The sequence below is a fragment of the Microcystis sp. M090S1 genome (assembly GCF_020246295.1).
Classification (GTDB): Bacteria; Cyanobacteriota; Cyanobacteriia; order Cyanobacteriales; family Microcystaceae; genus Microcystis; species Microcystis aeruginosa.
The window spans coordinates 1-15,719 of record NZ_JADBTF010000248.1 but is presented as its reverse complement, the minus strand read 5'-3'; the positions used below and the strand labels follow the sequence as shown (position 1 = coordinate 15,719).

17 protein-coding genes and 1 pseudogene are annotated in these 15,719 nt (G+C 43.6%); 7 read left to right on the top strand and 11 right to left on the bottom strand.

What is annotated here, in order from left to right; all coding sequences use genetic code 11:
• Positions 1-461: 461 nt before the first annotated feature.
• Together trpD and IM477_RS11285 are read right to left on the bottom strand one after the other, a co-directional pair.
• Entirely contained in the window at positions 462-1,496 is a 1,035-nt protein-coding gene (gene trpD / locus IM477_RS11290) for an anthranilate phosphoribosyltransferase (protein WP_287731774.1), read from the bottom strand.
• A gap of 79 nt (positions 1,497-1,575) precedes the next feature.
• Complete coding sequence (locus IM477_RS11285; protein WP_287731773.1) at positions 1,576-2,103, bottom strand: GIY-YIG nuclease family protein; 528 nt, start codon at positions 2,101-2,103, stop codon at positions 1,576-1,578.
• A 193-nt stretch (positions 2,104-2,296) separates the two neighbouring features.
• On the opposite strand from IM477_RS11285, the gene IM477_RS11280 reads away from it, so the two are divergent.
• Together IM477_RS11280 and IM477_RS11275 are read left to right on the top strand one after the other, a co-directional pair.
• On the top strand, positions 2,297-2,884 hold the full coding sequence (locus tag IM477_RS11280; protein ID WP_287731772.1) for an L-threonylcarbamoyladenylate synthase: 588 nt from the start codon (positions 2,297-2,299) through the stop codon (positions 2,882-2,884).
• Entirely contained in the window at positions 2,839-3,696 is an 858-nt protein-coding gene (locus IM477_RS11275; RefSeq protein ID WP_287731771.1) for a sensor histidine kinase, read from the top strand. Before IM477_RS11280 ends, IM477_RS11275 begins: the two co-directional genes overlap by 46 nt.
• Here IM477_RS11275 and IM477_RS11270 read toward each other — a convergent pair.
• A complete protein-coding gene (locus IM477_RS11270; RefSeq protein WP_002758109.1) occupies positions 3,632-4,102 on the bottom strand; it encodes a GNAT family N-acetyltransferase in 471 nt (156 codons plus the stop codon). The genes IM477_RS11275 and IM477_RS11270 overlap by 65 nt on opposite strands.
• 344 nt (positions 4,103-4,446) lie before the next feature.
• On the opposite strand from IM477_RS11270, the gene IM477_RS11265 reads away from it, so the two are divergent.
• A complete protein-coding gene (locus tag IM477_RS11265; RefSeq protein WP_287731770.1) occupies positions 4,447-5,454 on the top strand; it encodes a carbohydrate kinase family protein in 1,008 nt (335 codons plus the stop codon).
• A 73-nt stretch (positions 5,455-5,527) separates the two neighbouring features.
• Here the strand turns inward: IM477_RS11265 and IM477_RS11260 are convergent, their stop codons facing one another.
• From IM477_RS11260 to lepB, 4 genes are all read right to left on the bottom strand, one after another.
• Positions 5,528-6,598 carry a YheT family hydrolase gene (locus IM477_RS11260; RefSeq protein WP_287731769.1) on the bottom strand — a complete coding sequence of 357 codons (1,071 nt, stop codon included), beginning with the start codon at positions 6,596-6,598 and terminating at the stop codon, positions 5,528-5,530.
• 65 nt (positions 6,599-6,663) lie between these two features.
• Complete coding sequence (locus tag IM477_RS11255; protein ID WP_002758115.1) at positions 6,664-7,032, bottom strand: DUF1818 family protein; 369 nt, start codon at positions 7,030-7,032, stop codon at positions 6,664-6,666.
• Positions 7,033-7,038: 6 nt separating this feature from the next.
• On the bottom strand, positions 7,039-7,614 hold the full coding sequence (locus IM477_RS11250) for a hypothetical protein (protein ID WP_287731768.1): 576 nt from the start codon (positions 7,612-7,614) through the stop codon (positions 7,039-7,041).
• A 188-nt stretch (positions 7,615-7,802) separates the two neighbouring features.
• Positions 7,803-8,900 (bottom strand): signal peptidase I, encoded by a 1,098-nt coding sequence (gene lepB, locus IM477_RS11245; protein WP_287731767.1) that lies wholly within the window; start codon positions 8,898-8,900, stop codon positions 7,803-7,805.
• 118 nt (positions 8,901-9,018) lie between these two features.
• Here lepB and IM477_RS11240 point away from each other — a divergent pair, with 118 nt between their 5' ends.
• The 3 genes from IM477_RS11240 to IM477_RS11230 all read left to right on the top strand — a co-directional run bounded on the left by IM477_RS11240 (position 9,019) and on the right by IM477_RS11230 (position 10,735).
• Positions 9,019-9,678 (top strand): glutathione S-transferase family protein, encoded by a 660-nt coding sequence (locus IM477_RS11240; RefSeq protein WP_287731775.1) that lies wholly within the window; start codon positions 9,019-9,021, stop codon positions 9,676-9,678.
• The gene (locus IM477_RS11235; protein WP_147071506.1) at positions 9,679-9,975 is read left to right on the top strand and encodes a glutathione S-transferase; all 297 of its coding nucleotides are present in this window, start codon (positions 9,679-9,681) and stop codon (positions 9,973-9,975) included.
• 148 nt (positions 9,976-10,123) lie between these two features.
• A complete protein-coding gene (locus IM477_RS11230) occupies positions 10,124-10,735 on the top strand; it encodes a chorismate lyase (RefSeq protein WP_287731766.1) in 612 nt (203 codons plus the stop codon).
• A gap of 41 nt (positions 10,736-10,776) precedes the next feature.
• Here the strand turns inward: IM477_RS11230 and IM477_RS11225 are convergent, their stop codons facing one another.
• The gene (locus tag IM477_RS11225; RefSeq protein WP_287731765.1) at positions 10,777-12,816 is read right to left on the bottom strand and encodes a hydantoinase/oxoprolinase family protein; all 2,040 of its coding nucleotides are present in this window, start codon (positions 12,814-12,816) and stop codon (positions 10,777-10,779) included.
• A gap of 84 nt (positions 12,817-12,900) precedes the next feature.
• On the opposite strand from IM477_RS11225, the gene IM477_RS11220 reads away from it, so the two are divergent.
• Positions 12,901-13,908, top strand: coding sequence for a Gfo/Idh/MocA family protein (locus IM477_RS11220; RefSeq protein WP_287731764.1), 1,008 nt, complete (start codon positions 12,901-12,903; stop codon positions 13,906-13,908).
• A gap of 340 nt (positions 13,909-14,248) precedes the next feature.
• Here IM477_RS11220 and IM477_RS11215 read toward each other — a convergent pair whose 3' ends face one another.
• From IM477_RS11215 to IM477_RS11205, 3 genes and pseudogenes are all read right to left on the bottom strand, one after another.
• Positions 14,249-14,623 (bottom strand): type II toxin-antitoxin system PemK/MazF family toxin, encoded by a 375-nt coding sequence (locus IM477_RS11215; RefSeq protein ID WP_287731763.1) that lies wholly within the window; start codon positions 14,621-14,623, stop codon positions 14,249-14,251.
• Positions 14,604-14,906, bottom strand: coding sequence for a hypothetical protein (locus tag IM477_RS11210; protein WP_004163167.1), 303 nt, complete (start codon positions 14,904-14,906; stop codon positions 14,604-14,606). The genes IM477_RS11215 and IM477_RS11210 overlap by 20 nt, the downstream gene beginning before the upstream one ends.
• 274 nt (positions 14,907-15,180) lie before the next feature.
• Positions 15,181-15,579: pseudogene (locus tag IM477_RS11205) on the bottom strand (adenine-specific methyltransferase EcoRI family protein); the annotation flags it as partial.
• Between the last annotated feature and the right edge of the window lie 140 nt (positions 15,580-15,719).

Here is a 15,719-nt window from a genome sequence, read left to right as displayed (position 1 = left end):
GAGAGTTCTATTTTCCGACAAAGATAAGCAAAAATTATTTATTGACTGCAAAAACTTGAGAATATTTAAATTAACATTCCGCAATATTTATAAATTCTTAAGAATTAATTGAGAAAGATTTTTATTTAACAACGATGTTATGATGGTTACAGCGATTTTACTGAATTTCATAGTGGGTTATTCTGTGCTTTTTTGACCAGCAAGGGTTGAAACCTTTGCCACACCTAGAAGGGTATCCTAATTGAAACGGGTAAATCAGTCAATTTCACCAGCAGTGATGATCTTTTTTTTATGTAGTTTTATTGCAAAAAAAAAGTTTTTTTGACAAAAAGCACAAAGTATGATATGCCCAACGTATTTCTGGCTGCGAGTAATTATTGCAGAGTGGGGAAGTGGGGAGATAGGGAGAATAAATAAAAGCAATCTCCTGTCTCGGAGTCTCCTGACTCCTGTGAATTGTCCTAGGCGAGAAACTTAACCAACTCCTCTAATTTTTGCCAAGCTAACCCACTGGCTAAAATGTCGCAAGCGAGGGCGAAACCGGCAGCATGGTCGCCAAAAGTGACCTTTTCTGCCACCTGTAGGGCAAGAGAGGCATTAATCGCCACAGCATCCCGTTGAGCCGGCGTTCCACCCCCTTGCAGGACATTTTTGAGGATTTCGGCATTTTCTGGTACTTCCCCGCCTTTAAGGGCATTTAAACTGGCTCTGGGGATAGCAATTGACAAGGGATCGATCGCCGCAGAAATCACCTCGCCATTATTTAATAAAGCCATATCGGTCAGATCTCCTAACCCCACCTCGTCGAGTTTTTCCCGGCCGTGAACAATAATCGCCTTTGGGGTTCCCATTTGTGCTAAAGCCGTGGCCATGGGGGTGAGAAATTGCCGGTCATAAACCCCGATAACTTGACCTGTGGGACGGAGAGGATTAACTAGAGGGCCCAGAAGATTAAAAACCGTGCGAACTTTCAGGGTTTTGCGGAGATTAGCCACACTTTTCAGGGCTGGATGCCAACCGGGGGCAAAAAGAAAGGTCACTCCCACCCCATCTAAAGCCGCCGCTACTTTCTCGCTAGGGGCGCTCAAATTAACCCCAAGATATTCTAAAACATCGGCCGAACCGACTTTACTGGAGGCCGAGCGATTGCCGTGTTTAGCCACTTTTACGCCCCCGGCGGCCGCCACAAAAGCCACAGCAGTGGAAATATTAAAAGTTGCGGCCCCGTCACCGCCGGTGCCACAGGTATCGATAACGGGAGTAGTATGGGGTTTAGGGTCTTCTAAGCGAGATTGTTGCCGTAAAACTCCGGCCATTCCCGCTAATTCCGCGGCCGAGACTCCTTTTGCTTGCAAAGCCGCTAAAATCGCCCCCGATAAAACTTCCGGAATCTGGCCGTTTAACCATCCGGTCATTAATTCTTCAGCTTGGTTAAGGGAAAGGGATTTTCGATCGAGTAGTTGCTGCAGTAGGTTTGGCCAGTCTGGAGTGGTCATCGCTGTTCCATTGGTGTCGGGATGGGGCGATATACTATCATAGCGGTTTGTCTGGAGAATCGATCGCTCCTAGTAATTTTTACTTTAAATCGAGCAAACCCTGTTCTTTTAACTTGGGATTAAAACGAATTTCCATCTGTACTCCCCGTTTTTCTAGGGTTGATAAAATATCGTTTTCTACTCGTCTGGATACCTGTTTTAATAACTTGATTTGCCCCAATTCGTCAGCACTTTGATAAAATTCTTTTTCTGTCTCAGTCATGGCTAATTTAGCATCAATTGGTTCTGTCCAGAGTTTTTCATTGTCGATTACTGCCTGACTTTCTCTTAGCCAAGCTTGTTTAATCGATTCGAGAATAGTCCGATTAGGACGATCAATCAACTGTATTTTTAGCCAATAACAAGCTTGGGGCTGTCGGGCAAGATGTTGTTTTAAACTGAGATAAATATCACGAGAATAGCCGACAAACTCTAAGACTTGTTCTCGATCAAAAATGGCATAAACCCCGATTTTTCCCTGGAAATCAGCACAGATATTACCCGTGGTATCTAGGTAGGGAATATATTCTAATTGTTCGAGATTAGCCAAAGTATCAGACTCATTCATAATTAATCGTCGCTAATTGGTTGGAGATAAGTAGGTAGGTGTTAAAAACTTTCAGATACCCCGCTGATCAAGTAGGGTTGATTCAAGGTAGGGTTGATTCAAGGTAGGGTTGATTCATGAATCAACCCTACCCGTTTAAAATTGTACCAAAAAGTTTTAGGCTAAATTAGTCCCCAAAAATGCTCAATTCTCAATGCCTACTGCTTCTCTTAACGAAATTGTTCACGCGGCCCTAAGTGGTCAAGTGGTTTCTTTTCCCACGGATACGGTTCCCGCTTTAGCAGTTTCTCCCCCCTATGCTGCCTTAATTTTTGCCGCTAAAAAACGGACTTTTGATAAACCCTTAATTCTCATGGCGGCCTCAGCAGCAGATTTATGGGATTACGTCGAGGGAAATCAGGAAGAAAGGGAAATTTGGCGGCAAATGACCGCAAAATACTGGCCCGGCTCCCTAACTTTGGTTTTACCTGCTGCTGAAAAAGTACCAAAAGTTCTTAACCCTAAAAATCCTAGCACGATTGGTATCCGAGTTCCCGCTCATGCGATCGCACGAGAAATTCTTGGTCGAACTGGTGTTTTAGCGACCACAAGTGCTAATCTGTCAGGACAAGAGCCTTTATTGACTCCAGAAGCGATTATGACTACTTTTCCCTCGGTGACGGTGTTAGCGCCCACAGAAAGGCAAGCATGGGGAATAATCAATAGTGGACAACCCTCCACCGTCGCGCGTTGGCAATGTCAAGGATGGGATATCTTACGACAAGGGGCAGTTTTTCTGTAAATATGGACGATATTGACGCTTTAAAACGGGAATTACAGCAAACTCGCCTCGCTTATCAGATGGCCGTGGCAATTAATCACCTCAAAAGCAGTTTTTTGGGACGGGTTGCCCACGAATTGCGATCGCCATTGAGCAGTATGATCAGTCTCCATCAACTGATTCTCGCCGATCTTTGTGAAAGTCCGGCCGAGGAAAGGGAATTTATCGCCCAGGGGCAACTGGCGGGCTGTAAACTGATGGCAATGCTCGATGAGATGATTAATCTCTCCAAACTAGAGTCTGGTACTATACCTCTCGATCAAGAAATTTTTTCTTTAACTAAACTCTGGCAAGATTGGGCAAGTTTAACCTATTTACAGGCAGCTAATAGCAATATTAAGCTTAAATTTAGCCCTTTAACCGATGATATTGCTATTATTGCCGATTATCAACGTTTATCCTCCGCTCTTGTCCTTCTCGTCGATGCAGCGATCACCAACTTAGCGAGCGGCTCTATTTGTATATCGGTAAGCGCCCTTGGCGAGAAAAAAGTCACTATTACCCTAGAATTTCCCGGGGAAATCGCTCTCTGGCAAATGCCAGAAATTTCCCCTTTGAGTTTAGAATCAAAGCCAGAAGAAGTCAAACAATTTACTCAAGCTCTCGGTCTTTCTCCCGGTCTTAAATTCCAGTTAGCGAAAGGCATTATCGAAGTATCGGGGGGGGAAATGAGCTTAGATCAAATCGATAACAATAGTCAGGACAAGCTCACACGGATCGTTTTTTCTTTACCTCGATCGCCGGATAGGAAAACTCCTCGGGATAACGATTAAATAATACCATCGTCGTGGTGGCGTTGCTTTGGAAACCAATGCGCCGGTAAAAATTTTCTTGATTAGTAGTCATCAAATAGACTCTTTCCACCCGATTTATTCGGGGATGGGCCAAGACTGTTTCTACTAATTTACGCCCTAAACCCGCTCCCTGGTAATCGGGATGAACAATCACATCCCAAATAGTTGCCCGATAAATGCCGTCAGAAATGGCGCGAGCAAAACCAATTAATTGCCGCTCATTCCACACCGTCACCACCGGATCACTATAGTCAATTGCGGTTTCTAAATCTTCTAAACGGCGATCGATTGCCCAAAATGCGGTTAAATTAAATAATTCTCGTAGTTGCGATAGATCTATCTTGCTTTTATCCTCGTCAAACTGAATCTGACTACAATCAACCATGATATTTCCTTAGTCTAAGACTAAAAAATAAAAGAGGATTCACGCTCGATCGGACTGATTTATGAGCAATTTCCCCTAATCTATGTGTTTGATTATACTCAATGCCTCAGATAATCTCTAGTTGATTTATCGTGATTTCTTGACAAGTTATTAATCAGTGAGCGGGAGTCGGTCGTCAGGAGGAGATAGGGTGATAGGGTTTTGGGGTGATAGGGTGATGAGACAGCTTCCCCATTACCCCATCTCCCCACTTCCCCATTACCCCACTTCCCCATTACCCCACTTCCCCACACCCCACACCCCACACCCCACTTCCCACACCCCACACCCCACTTCCCACACCAATGCTTAACAATCAAAGATCTTCGCCAGTGTCTGTCATTTGTTTAGGGGAAATCCTCTTTGATCTAATTGCCGATCAAAGCGAGCGCTCTATAGAGCAAGTGACTTCTTGGACAACCTATGCCGGGGGTGCGCCGGCAAACGTGGCCTGTGGATTGCGAAAATTGGGCATAAATTCGGCTTTTATCGGTTGTGTGGGCAAAGATCAACGAGGGGAACAGTTAATCGCCTTGCTAGACGCTCTCGGAGTCGATACTACTGGTGTACAGTATCATGCCACCCTACCCACCCGACAAGTTTATGTCACCCGCGATGCTGGGGGAGACAGACATTTTGCGGGTTTTGGCGGCATTAAAACGACGGATTTTGCCGATACTGCCCTTAATGGTGACTTATTAGCCGAAAATATGTTTAAAAATGCCGATTATCTAGTTATGGGAACCCTAGGGTTAGCCTATCCCCCGGCGAGAGCGGCGATGATGCGCGCCCTCGAATTAGCTAAAATTTACGGGGTGAAAGTATTGATCGATATCAACTGGCGGCCGGTTTTTTGGCCTAATCTTGAGGCCGCTCCTGATCGGATTCGAGATTTTATCTTCCGGGCCGATTTGCTCAAATGTAGCGAGGAAGAAGCAGCATGGTTATTTGGCACTGATACCCCCGGAGAAATATCATCACAATACCCCAATTTAGGGGCAATTCTAGTTACTGGCGGCGCAAAAGGTTGTAAATATCATTTAGGCAAAAATAGCGGCACTGTCGAGGCTTTTCCTGGGGAGGTGGTGGATACAACCGGGGCAGGAGATGGCTTTGTGGCGGGTTTTTTGGCTCGTGCCGGTCTTGGAGGCGATAAAATTGGGGAAAATGCCGATTTAGCCCGTAAGGCGGTGATTTATGCCTGTGCGGTGGGGGCAATGGTGACAAGGGGGGCAGGAGCGATCGCATCCCAACCGACTCGGGAACAGGTGGAGGAGTTTCTAGTGGCCTTTGATACTAAATCTGGTTATTAAAAACTGATTATTTATTCCCCCTCTTGCATGAGTGCCTATCGTGATATGTAACCTATACTCAACGGATTTAGTATTATTTGCCAGTTTTTTGGTCAAACCAGTCTAAAACCCGATTCCATGCCCACCAGCGATCGCTATCGCCCCACTGACGCTGACAGGATAAACTGCTGATATAACCCACATGACCGCCATAGTTGGTTAAGAGTAGATCGACGTGGGGATTATCGGCGATCGCTGCTTGCAGATCGGGAATAACTGCGGGGGAAAAGAGGGGATCATCGGCCGCGTAGAGGATAAAAGTGGGTTTAGTTAAATAGGGTTGAAAGGGCAAGGGACTACTAGCGGCATAATAGTCAAAAACTGTCTCAAATCCTAAGTTTTGAATCACTAATTCTCGATCGAATCCTGCAATCGTGGTGGCGCGAGTAATTGCTTCGGGATCGATATGATCGGGATGAGCTTGATGGATGCGTTTGGCTAACTTGCGTAATTCCCTGGCGATCGCTTTTTCCAAATGTTTCCCCCAGGGATCCCGGACGAGATAGGATAAAGAACGATTAGAGTCTAAATTAGGACAAATTACCGCACCACCACCGATATCGACGGGATCGATCCCCATATCTTCCTGATTCTCTGCCGATTTAATTCCCCAGAGGGCCAATTGTCCCCCCAGAGAGTAACCCGTGAACCAAAAAGGAGCAGGACAGCCCATTTTTTGGGCTTGGGCGGCAATATGAATGAAATCTAGCCCTTCATAGATGCCATCGGAGGTGAGAGTCGGGGATAATTCGGCTGTCTTACCGTGGGCGCGCCAATCGAAGAGGACGACTGCGTAGTTTCTCGCTACGGCTTTTCTGCCTAAAATTCTTAAAAACCATTGATTATCTAAGTCTCCCGTGATGCCGTAGGTGCCGATAATTGTTCCCTTCCCTTGCGGGGGAATGGAAACAATCCCGTAGATAGGGACGGCATTGGCCCCGGTGAAAATGGTTTCTTGATAGACTGGTTCGGGAATAGCGATCGTATTTTGCCAGGTTTCTCGCGCTTTTAGGGCCACATAGAGAGTCATGGCAAAACCGTTTTTCAGCAATGGGGGCGGGGTGTAGGTGAGATTATCGGTCCTCGTCCTCGGATGGGCAAGCATAGCAGCACAGGGGAATCAAAACGTCAAGAGGGGGAGACAAAAATTAACTTATGCCCACCGCTTTCTTAAAAATTGTAAAGCAAATTGTCCCAAGCGGCGAGCAACTCTGGCAGGGCAGTGGCCGACCAATTGCCCTCACAACCGCGACCTTGATAGAGAATAAATCGCAGGGAATAATTATCGGGAAATCCTGCCGCTTCTAACCATAAAAGCTCGCTTTCCGCTTCACAAGCAATACTTTCTTCATCCATTAATTCTGTGGCCATGGCCGCCATAGTTGCGGTCAATTGTGATAGTAACCGACGCAAATCTTGCCACTCGGCCTCGGTCAATTCGATCGCCCAATCATCGCCACCAATTAATCCTTTATAAATGGCTGCCTTAGGATCCCAACCGAGTCGCCAACCTGAACCATATTTGAGAATTTTTTCCATAATTTTCTAGAATTTTAATAGGTCGGCATCTCCCGGTTTTGATAAAGATGGACGACGGGGAGAAGGACTAGGAGAAGGGCTAGGATTGGGGGTTTCTTGGGGGAGAATGGCGGGGTTATAAATTTCGACTAGAAGGGTGACTAACTGCTGCCTTTGACGACGATTAAGACTGTTAATCGCTTTGATATCGGCAGCCATGGGATTAACGGTAAGGGTGGCTTGTCCGGGATAGTTTTCTTCGCTGATTTTCTCGTTCACTCCTAGATAATCCCCTAGGGTTAATTGCCAATCAAAACGGATGAGAGTAAACCTTTTTTTTGTATCTTGATGATAACGAAGAAAGCGACTGATTAAAGTATTATTCGGATCTATCGCCCCTGTATCTCGACGGGTATAGTTGTTTTCTTTCGGTAAATCTGGCATTGCTTGATAAATTTGTTGAGCAACTGTTTCGGGTCGTTGAATTTGGCTTATCCCGGGGGATTGCCACGATAACCACCAGAAAAATATCCCTATTCCTAGCCAGAATACTAATAATATTATTCGCTTAATTTTCAGCTTTTGAGGGAATTTTAAGAGCATATTAATCCAAAAAAGATTGAGTCTAATTCTCTAGCACCAGTGGTAATTTTTCAGTAACAATTCAAGGGATGCTGTACTGCATTTAAACTGCGTATTGTAAACTTTAGGACAAATGCTCAACCCCCCTCTCCCTGCTCCCATGAAGTCTTAACGAGTAATTCAGATAGTCAACAACTTAGTCATCCCCATCATAGCAAAGACTGGACACGATCGAGAGGCCAGTAAACTTTATAGGCTTGACCAACGATATAACTTTCCGGCAAAAAACCCCAAGCATGGGAATCAAAACTATGGTTACGATTATCTCCCAAAACAAACAGGGTTTTTGGGGGTACAGTCATAAATTCTATTTCATAATTGGCTAACTCGGCGGTGTAGGGTTCCTCGATAACTTGCCAGTTGAGATAAACTTTACCCCTGCGGATTTCAATGGTATCCCCAGAAATAGCGATGACTCGTTTGATAAAAAAATCTCCAGAATTAGGCTCTAGTTGCTTAATTTTTTCGGGAGTTCTAAAAACAATTATATCGCCTCTTTTCGCTTGATAATTACTGGATTGACTGACGAAAATGCGATCACCTACTGCGAGGGTAGGCAGCATGGATTCGCTCGGAATCTCGAAAAATTCTATTCTTTGATGTAACCAATCGGGAAAATAATTACAGATAATTCCCCAAGTAAAAATTGCTGCCACCATCAGCGCCAAAATGGAACGATAGGTGTGACGATGGGGATGGAATTGATCGGGGAAAGTGTGATAAACATGATAAACAGCGATTGCTGTAATTAAAGGGGTAAGAAAGAGTATATTGTCCAAAAAATCATCTATTTTCAGGGTAATCAGGGATATAGTCAGAAAAATTATCCCTAAGATCACCTTATCGGCGTACAATTGCCCTAACCCCGGTATAATCCGGTTAGCGAAGACGGCAAACCATGGGTTTTTTTGTTGGCGGGGAATTTTCTCTAAGCTGTTATTCTGTCTGGAATAATAAACAGTCCAGTGAGCGTCAAAAATATTGCTAATGTAAACGATAACCAGAGCAACTATTCCCCCTAATCCCCAGCTTACATGGCCATTGTGGCTAAAAATTGACCAAATTGTCACAATTATTAATATTACTTGAGCGATTGCCAAAAGGGTTGCTTTTTGGTTTTTGTTAGCATACCATTGTCCCAAACCGGGGAAAAACATCGAGAGATTGACAGCTAACCAGGGATCTTTTGCTTGTGAATTAGTCGCATAAGGACGAGAAACAGCCGAAAAAAGGGAGGGTTTGCTCATAGTATAGACCTATTGCCAATTCAGTAAACAGAGTGATCAGTAAACAGTAAACAGTGAACTTAAAACTCAAATCTGATAACTGATGACTGATAACTACTATAGCAACCAACAACACTTAATGCTTTTACTTCAATTTAGCACATCTCATTACTGTCGCAAAGCTCGTTTAGCTCTAGGTTATAAGGGGATTGATTACCAAGTAGAAAATCTCACCCCCGGACTACATATTCTCAAACTCAGTCCCCTAACTAAAGGGTTAACCACTGTCCCCGTTTTAATGGCAGCAGATGAGATTATTGCCGATTCTACTGCCATTTTAAAATATTTAGAAAAAGTAGTTCCTTTCCCCTCTTTTATTCCCGATGGTGAAAAGGAGAAAAATCAAGCTTGGTTACTAGAGGATTGGTTAGATGAAAGTATTGGAGTAGCGACTAGATTTGTCTATTATAATTATCGCGCTGGAGAGGGAAAAGCGATCGATCCTTCCCTGAGTAGTCAAATAATTATTAATATCGTGCGACAACAATATAAAATCACCCCGGCAAGGGTAAAACTAGCGGAGGAGCGACTAGAAAATGCCCTCAAGATTCTAGAATATTGGCAAAATCAGCCCTATTTGGTGGCGGATAAATTAAGTGTAGCCGATATTGCCGCCACTGCCCTACTCAGTCCTCTGGCTCTAATTCCCAGTTATCGTCAAAAATATCCCTGGTTGTTTGCTAGAATCGGGGAAATTCATCAACAGTGTCGGGAAAAATTGCCCCCCGGTTTAAATTAAATGCAGCGAACGACCAAAATTATTATTCTCATCTCGATCGGTTTCTTATCGCCCCTAAAAGCCCTTGCTTTGCCCGCTCCTGAAGATATTCCCGAAGAAGTTTTACGAGCAGAAATTATCACTTCGGCTCGCTCGCCCCTTGATAATCAACCCCTAACTGCGGCAGAATATGCCTTACTAGAAGAACAATTAGCCACCAGCATTTATCCCCCCCAAATTAATCCCAAGATTCGACAATTAATTGCCCTGAGAAGATTACAAAAATTCCTCCAGATATTGATACCTTTCTATCGTTAAAATCCAAATAGTCAATCTCCTTTGGCAAAAGTGCCTATGCTAACCGAAAAGTTAGAGAGGATTGGAGCAAGGCGATCGCTTTTATCGCCGGCGGACAAAAATCCCGTGTTATGATTAATGAAAAAATCATAAAGTTTTGTAACAAACCTTGACTGCTATCCTCCGCCCCCAAGAAAAGCCCCTGCTTAATCGTCCTTGGTACTCCCTGTCCCCTCTCTGGCAAGGAGACGAAACCGATGTTAAACAAGGTTTACCCCATAGCCAACTCGCACCCCCGTGGCAGATTTTAATTCTCGGCGATGGTTCTCCCACCCGTCATTTACAACTTTTAACCGGTGAAAAAACGGAAGTGGATGTGATCGATATGTCCCCCATCGGCGACGATGAGGATGGCGCACCGATGAAAATTAGCCTGATTCCGGGGCCGAGATTGCGTCGTCAAGTCTGGTTACGCACAGCTAGTGGTCAAAGGTTAGCCTATGCCGCTTCTTGGTGGTCTGCCAATCAAGTGGACGAATATCTAGAAAATCGTTCCCTACCGATTTGGGAAAGTCTCTCGCGGCTGCACACGGAATTGTATCGCGATGTGCAGGGACTTTATTACGGTCATTCCCCGGAATTAGAAATAGCTTTTGGGGAAAAAGGAGCATTTTGGGGTCGTCATTACCTATTTTGGCACGCTCGCCAACCCCTTACCCTGATTTACGAGGTTTTTTCTCCCTATCTCCGTAAATACCTCGGCGAAATGAGAATTGATTAATTAGGTTAACTGCCGTAGATATTTCTAAGTAGTTCAATTAGTTAATCTTTGGAGAGAATTAAATGATTTTTCTCCGTTAATTTTGCCATCCAACCCGGTTCAATCACAATCGTGCTGATTTTTTCGATAATAATTGCGGGTTCGGCGAGACAATCAAAAGGTTGCAGATCTGAACGCTGATAAATTGGCGTTTCTCGCCATTGATTAGCCATAAAAACCGCTACTCGATCGAGCATAGGAGGTAATTCTCCCATCGGACGGGAGCGAGTTAAAATTGCTTCTTTGGGACTGTCCATAGTCTGGATCAATTCCACGGCAATCGACTCAACAATTAAAGCTTTTTGTTCTTGCTTAAACCCATAACGTCTTTGATGTTCCCGTTCAAAATCCTGACGCATTTGATCGCTAAAATTAACCGCTAAAGTGGCATCACTGCCTTGATATTTTAAACTAACTTGCTGCCGCACCTGATTATAATCCTCTAATTCCCGACCCGCTAAAACTTCTAATTCGTTCATTTCCGTGAGCAACTGCCCGATTAAATCGGCATTTAACCCCTGTTCGATCGCTTTTTCTTTAATTACCCTCAAATCGGCCAAACCCATGCCGTAGGCGCTTAAAACCCCGGCATAGGGATGGAGAAAAATACTTTTCATTCCCAGAGTATCGGCAATTAAACAGGCCACTTGACCCCCGGCACCGCCAAAGGTACAAAGAGTATAATCACTGAGATCATAACCCTTTTGTAGAGAGATTTTTTTAATCGCATTAGCCATATTTTCCACGGCAATTTGAATAAACCCGGCAGCCAACATTTCAGGACTATTATTACCCCCCATTGTTGCCGCCAATTCTTGAAACTTTGTCAGCAAAATCTCTCTATCTAGGGGTAAATTTCCCTCTTGTCCAAAAATAGCGGGAAAATAGGCGGCTTGAATTTTTCCTAACAAAACATTAGCATCGGTAATTGTTAATGGTCCACCCCGTCGATAACAGGCAGGTCCCGGATTAGCTCCGGCACTTTCTGGTCCGACCCGAAAACGATAACCATCATAGACTAAAATCGAACCTCCACCAGCGGCCACGGTGTGAATACTTAACATCGGCGCTCGCATTCTTACGCCGGCAATTTCGTTATCTGTTTGGCGCTCGTATTCCCCTTGAAAATGAGAAACATCGGTGCTAGTTCCTCCCATATCAAAACTGATAATTTTGCTAAATCCCGCCCTTAAACTGGTTTGTACTGCCCCAACTATTCCCCCCGCAGGACCAGATAAAATGCTATCTTTACCCTGAAATTTATCGGCAGTGACTAAACCGCCATCGGATTTCATAAATAACAAGCTAGTTTTCGGTAATTGCTGGCTAATACTATCAACATAGCGGCGTAAAATTGGCGATAAATAGGCAGAGACTACCGTGGTATCTCCCCGGGATACCAGTTTCATTAAAGGACTGACTTGATGGGAAATGGCTAGATGAGTAAAGCCGATTTCTTCGGCAATGGCTGCCACTTGTTTTTCGTGGTCGGGATAACGATAACTGTGCATAAAAACAATCGCACAACTTCGGATACCCCCTTGATAAACTGGTATTAAATCGGCTTTAACTTGGGCGGGATTAACGGCGATTAATTCTTGTCCTTGACGATCATACCGTTCGGCCACTTCGATAACTTGTTCGTATAATAAAGAAGGAAGAATAATTTGACGGGCAAAAATATCGGGGCGATTTTGATAGCCAATTCTCAAGGCATCTTTAAAACCTTTGGTGATTAACAAAACCGTGCGCTCTCCTTTTCTTTCTAACAGCGCATTGGTGGCTACCGTTGTTCCCATTTTAATCACTTCGATGTTATCTAGGGAACCACTAATATCTTTGATCCCTTGAATGACTGCATCTGGGTATTTTTCGGGATTTTCCGAGAGCAGTTTATAAAGAACAATCCACTGTTGATCGGCAAGGGGAACAATCAGAAATCTAGCGGCATCTCTAGCTAGTCGTTCAATAATTTCTGGTCGATCGATTATCGCCACGATATCGGTAAAAGTTCCCCCTCGATCGATAAAAAATTTTAACATAATCCCTTCCAGTTCTCAGAATCAATGAACAATTGCGCCTAATCCTTTTAAAATAAACTAGATTGATTTATCTGAGTAAGCAAAATGTCCACAGGAATCGCTATCTTAGGGGTAGGACGTTGGGGAGTCCATTTCGTCCGTCATTTTTCTCAACATCCCTCAGCACAAGTAGTGGCGATCGTTGACCCCTCCCCTGAAAAACTTCATCTCTGTCGCGATCAATTTAATCTCGATACTAATAAAGTTATTTTAGCCAATGACTGGGAATCAATTCGTCTTCACCCCGAAATCTCGGCCGTAGTCGTCGTTACTCCTGCCATCAGCCATTATCCCCTGATTAAAGATGCTCTTAATTTAGGTTATCACGTCCTTGCCGAAAAACCCTTAACCCTCAATCCCCAAGAATGTGGCGAATTAACGGCATTAGCGGCGAAAAAACAGCGTATTTTATTAGTTGATCATACCTATCTTTTTCATCCGGCCGTTATCACCGGACAAAAAGTCCTGCAATCCGGGGGTATCGGTAAACCTCTTTATGGTTATGCCACTCGCACCCACCTGGGGCCAGTTCGTCAGGATGTGTCCGCTTTGTGGGATCTGGCTATTCACGATATCTCGATTTTTAATCATTGGCTAAATAGTACTCCTGTATTAGTACAGGCAAGGGGAACCTTCTGGCTACAACCTAATCTAGCCGATTTAGTCTGGTTAACCCTGATCTATGGCGATGGTTTTCAAGCGACTATTCACCTTTGTTGGTTGAATCCCGATAAACAGCGACGTTTAGGGATAGTTGGCAGCGAAGGGACTTTAATTTTCAATGAATTAGACTCTCGATCGCCTTTAACCCGACAAAAGGGCTATTTTGAACGTCAGGAAGCCTATTTTATTCCCCGGGGACAGGAGACGGAATCTATCCCTATTGCCGATGGTGAACCCCTGAAAGCATTGTGCGAACATTTTTTAGCATCGGTGGCTACGGGGGTCGATTCTCCTGTATCTTCGGGATCGGTAGGGACGGAATTAGTCAAAATCCTCCAGGCAGCAGAATTATCTCTAGCCAGAGGTGGAGAAATCCTGCGCTTAGAATAGGTAAAAATGGGATCGATAAGCTGTTGACTATCTAAATTACTCGTTAAGACTGCACTGGGGTTGGCAGCAGGGAAACGAGCGATCGCTGTCCAGTTAGTGGATGTGTTCGGCAATGATGCCAGTGCTACAGTTGAGGTGCGTTAACTTTTGCGGTGTTTTCAGAAAGATGAAGTATAACCTGATTTGCTATTGACGAGGAGTTTATACGGCGTTGAATTTATCTAATTTCTTTCACCCGATCGGTGCGTAGCGCGGTCGATCGCTAACGGCTGAATTCAACCGCTATTTTGGTCTATTTTCCAGCATCAGTCGCTTTTTGTTGGTCGGGTGCAATGATTTGTTAGACCTCAAATTCGATTACAGTAGCAACGGCGGCTACAATTTCCAGCATTGTAATTTCAGAAACGCTCCCTAATTTATGAATAAACCTTTGTAAATCCACCCCCCTTAGTTGAAGAGTATCAATTGCAGAAGCTTTATTCAATCCATTGATACTGTTAGGTTCAATTTTAACGGGCCAGAAATTTGCTGAAAAATATGTTTTCCAGTCTGTAATAGGAGCAATAAGCTTGATAGGAAGCTTTCCTACTGAATCGGAACTGATGACGACGGCAGGACGCAATTTTTTGATTTCTGCACCAACAGTAGGATCGAAGTTGACTAACCAAATTTCTCCACGTTTTGGCAGCTCAGGGTTAATACTCAATGATGTCACCGGCCATTAACTCCTGCCATTCAGAATCTTGTTGATAGTGAGAGAGCATTATATCGGCTTGACTTTTGAGAATATTCCTCCGTTCAGTCATTGGTAACTTCAGAAAAGCAAGACGCTGTTTTAAGGATGGAGATATATCTTCGGTGGTGGAATAATCAGAACTAACTTCTTCAACCAAAATAACCACCTCAACAGTTTGTCCTACAGTCAGTTCTGGAGATTCAATTTCAATTCTATTTCCCGGTAGGACTTTTGCTGTCGTGTACAAAGTTGATTTAACCATTTTAAGCCTTCTCTTTAAGTATTGTTGTTAATATAGCTTATTAAGATCGGCGACCGCACTTTAACCCACAGTTTCAATCAATGTGCATGGTGCGTTCCCCAAAATCTATTAGTGGAGTAGTAGGAGCCAGATTAGGGAACGCACCCTACGGCGATGGCGATCGCATTGCGTAGCAGTGCCTTCGACATCGCACTAAGTTTGGAGCATAACGATCGATTTCACCGACATTTTGGATCGTAGCGGAAAAATGTCAGGTACAACGATTTGTTATACCTTATCTTTCTTTGTCAGTTAAATCAATATATTCAGTTTGTATTCGTTTATTCTTGATTAGTATTCTAAAATACGGACATTTCCCATTTACTGATAAATCTTTATCATCATTCCCTTTCCTGAATTTAATTATTTCAAATTGGTCGGGATTAAATTTATGTAAAAATGTTATTGGCACCCCCATATATCCCTTATAATCTATTGGTATGTCTTGTGTTTTATTAATATTAATTCCATCATAATTGTCATATTTTGGATATTGAAATTCGTTGCCAAAATATCTTTTTGTAAGTTTTATATCTTCGTGCCGCTTAAAATTATCTAAATTAGTAAGCCATAAACAATTGTTCGGTGAGATTATTCTATTACCAGAGTTATCTATTCGAGTTTCTGTTCCATATCTGACTGACGGACACAAGTGGGTCAAAACCTGACAAGACAAGGGTTGCCAAAAAGAAAAAGATCTGGGTAGATAGGGAAAAAGCAAGAATCCCTACAAGATGAAAACCGAGAACAGAATCTTCTCCCAAGTTTATTCCT

What these genes read in the sequence shown, in the direction of transcription:
- IM477_RS11220 (WP_287731764.1), top strand. Translation starts at nt 12,901, where the DNA reads ATGTCCACAGGAATCGCTATCTTAGGGGTAGGACGTTGGGGAGTCCAT.
- IM477_RS11275 (WP_287731771.1), top strand. Translation starts at nt 2,839, where the DNA reads ATGTCAAGGATGGGATATCTTACGACAAGGGGCAGTTTTTCTGTAAAT.
- IM477_RS11225 (WP_287731765.1), bottom strand. Translation starts at nt 12,816, where the DNA reads ATGTTAAAATTTTTTATCGATCGAGGGGGAACTTTTACCGATATCGTG.
- IM477_RS11210 (WP_004163167.1), bottom strand. Translation starts at nt 14,906, where the DNA reads ATGGTTAAATCAACTTTGTACACGACAGCAAAAGTCCTACCGGGAAAT.
- IM477_RS11270 (WP_002758109.1), bottom strand. Translation starts at nt 4,102, where the DNA reads ATGGTTGATTGTAGTCAGATTCAGTTTGACGAGGATAAAAGCAAGATA.
- lepB (WP_287731767.1), bottom strand. Translation starts at nt 8,900, where the DNA reads ATGAGCAAACCCTCCCTTTTTTCGGCTGTTTCTCGTCCTTATGCGACT.
- IM477_RS11255 (WP_002758115.1), bottom strand. Translation starts at nt 7,032, where the DNA reads ATGGAAAAAATTCTCAAATATGGTTCAGGTTGGCGACTCGGTTGGGAT.
- IM477_RS11240 (WP_287731775.1), top strand. Translation starts at nt 9,019, where the DNA reads ATGCTTTTACTTCAATTTAGCACATCTCATTACTGTCGCAAAGCTCGT.
- trpD (WP_287731774.1), bottom strand. Translation starts at nt 1,496, where the DNA reads ATGACCACTCCAGACTGGCCAAACCTACTGCAGCAACTACTCGATCGA.
- IM477_RS11265 (WP_287731770.1), top strand. Translation starts at nt 4,447, where the DNA reads ATGCTTAACAATCAAAGATCTTCGCCAGTGTCTGTCATTTGTTTAGGG.
- IM477_RS11250 (WP_287731768.1), bottom strand. Translation starts at nt 7,614, where the DNA reads ATGCTCTTAAAATTCCCTCAAAAGCTGAAAATTAAGCGAATAATATTA.
- IM477_RS11260 (WP_287731769.1), bottom strand. Translation starts at nt 6,598, where the DNA reads ATGCTTGCCCATCCGAGGACGAGGACCGATAATCTCACCTACACCCCG.
- IM477_RS11280 (WP_287731772.1), top strand. Translation starts at nt 2,297, where the DNA reads ATGCCTACTGCTTCTCTTAACGAAATTGTTCACGCGGCCCTAAGTGGT.
- IM477_RS11235 (WP_147071506.1), top strand. Translation starts at nt 9,679, where the DNA reads ATGCAGCGAACGACCAAAATTATTATTCTCATCTCGATCGGTTTCTTA.
- IM477_RS11285 (WP_287731773.1), bottom strand. Translation starts at nt 2,103, where the DNA reads ATGAATGAGTCTGATACTTTGGCTAATCTCGAACAATTAGAATATATT.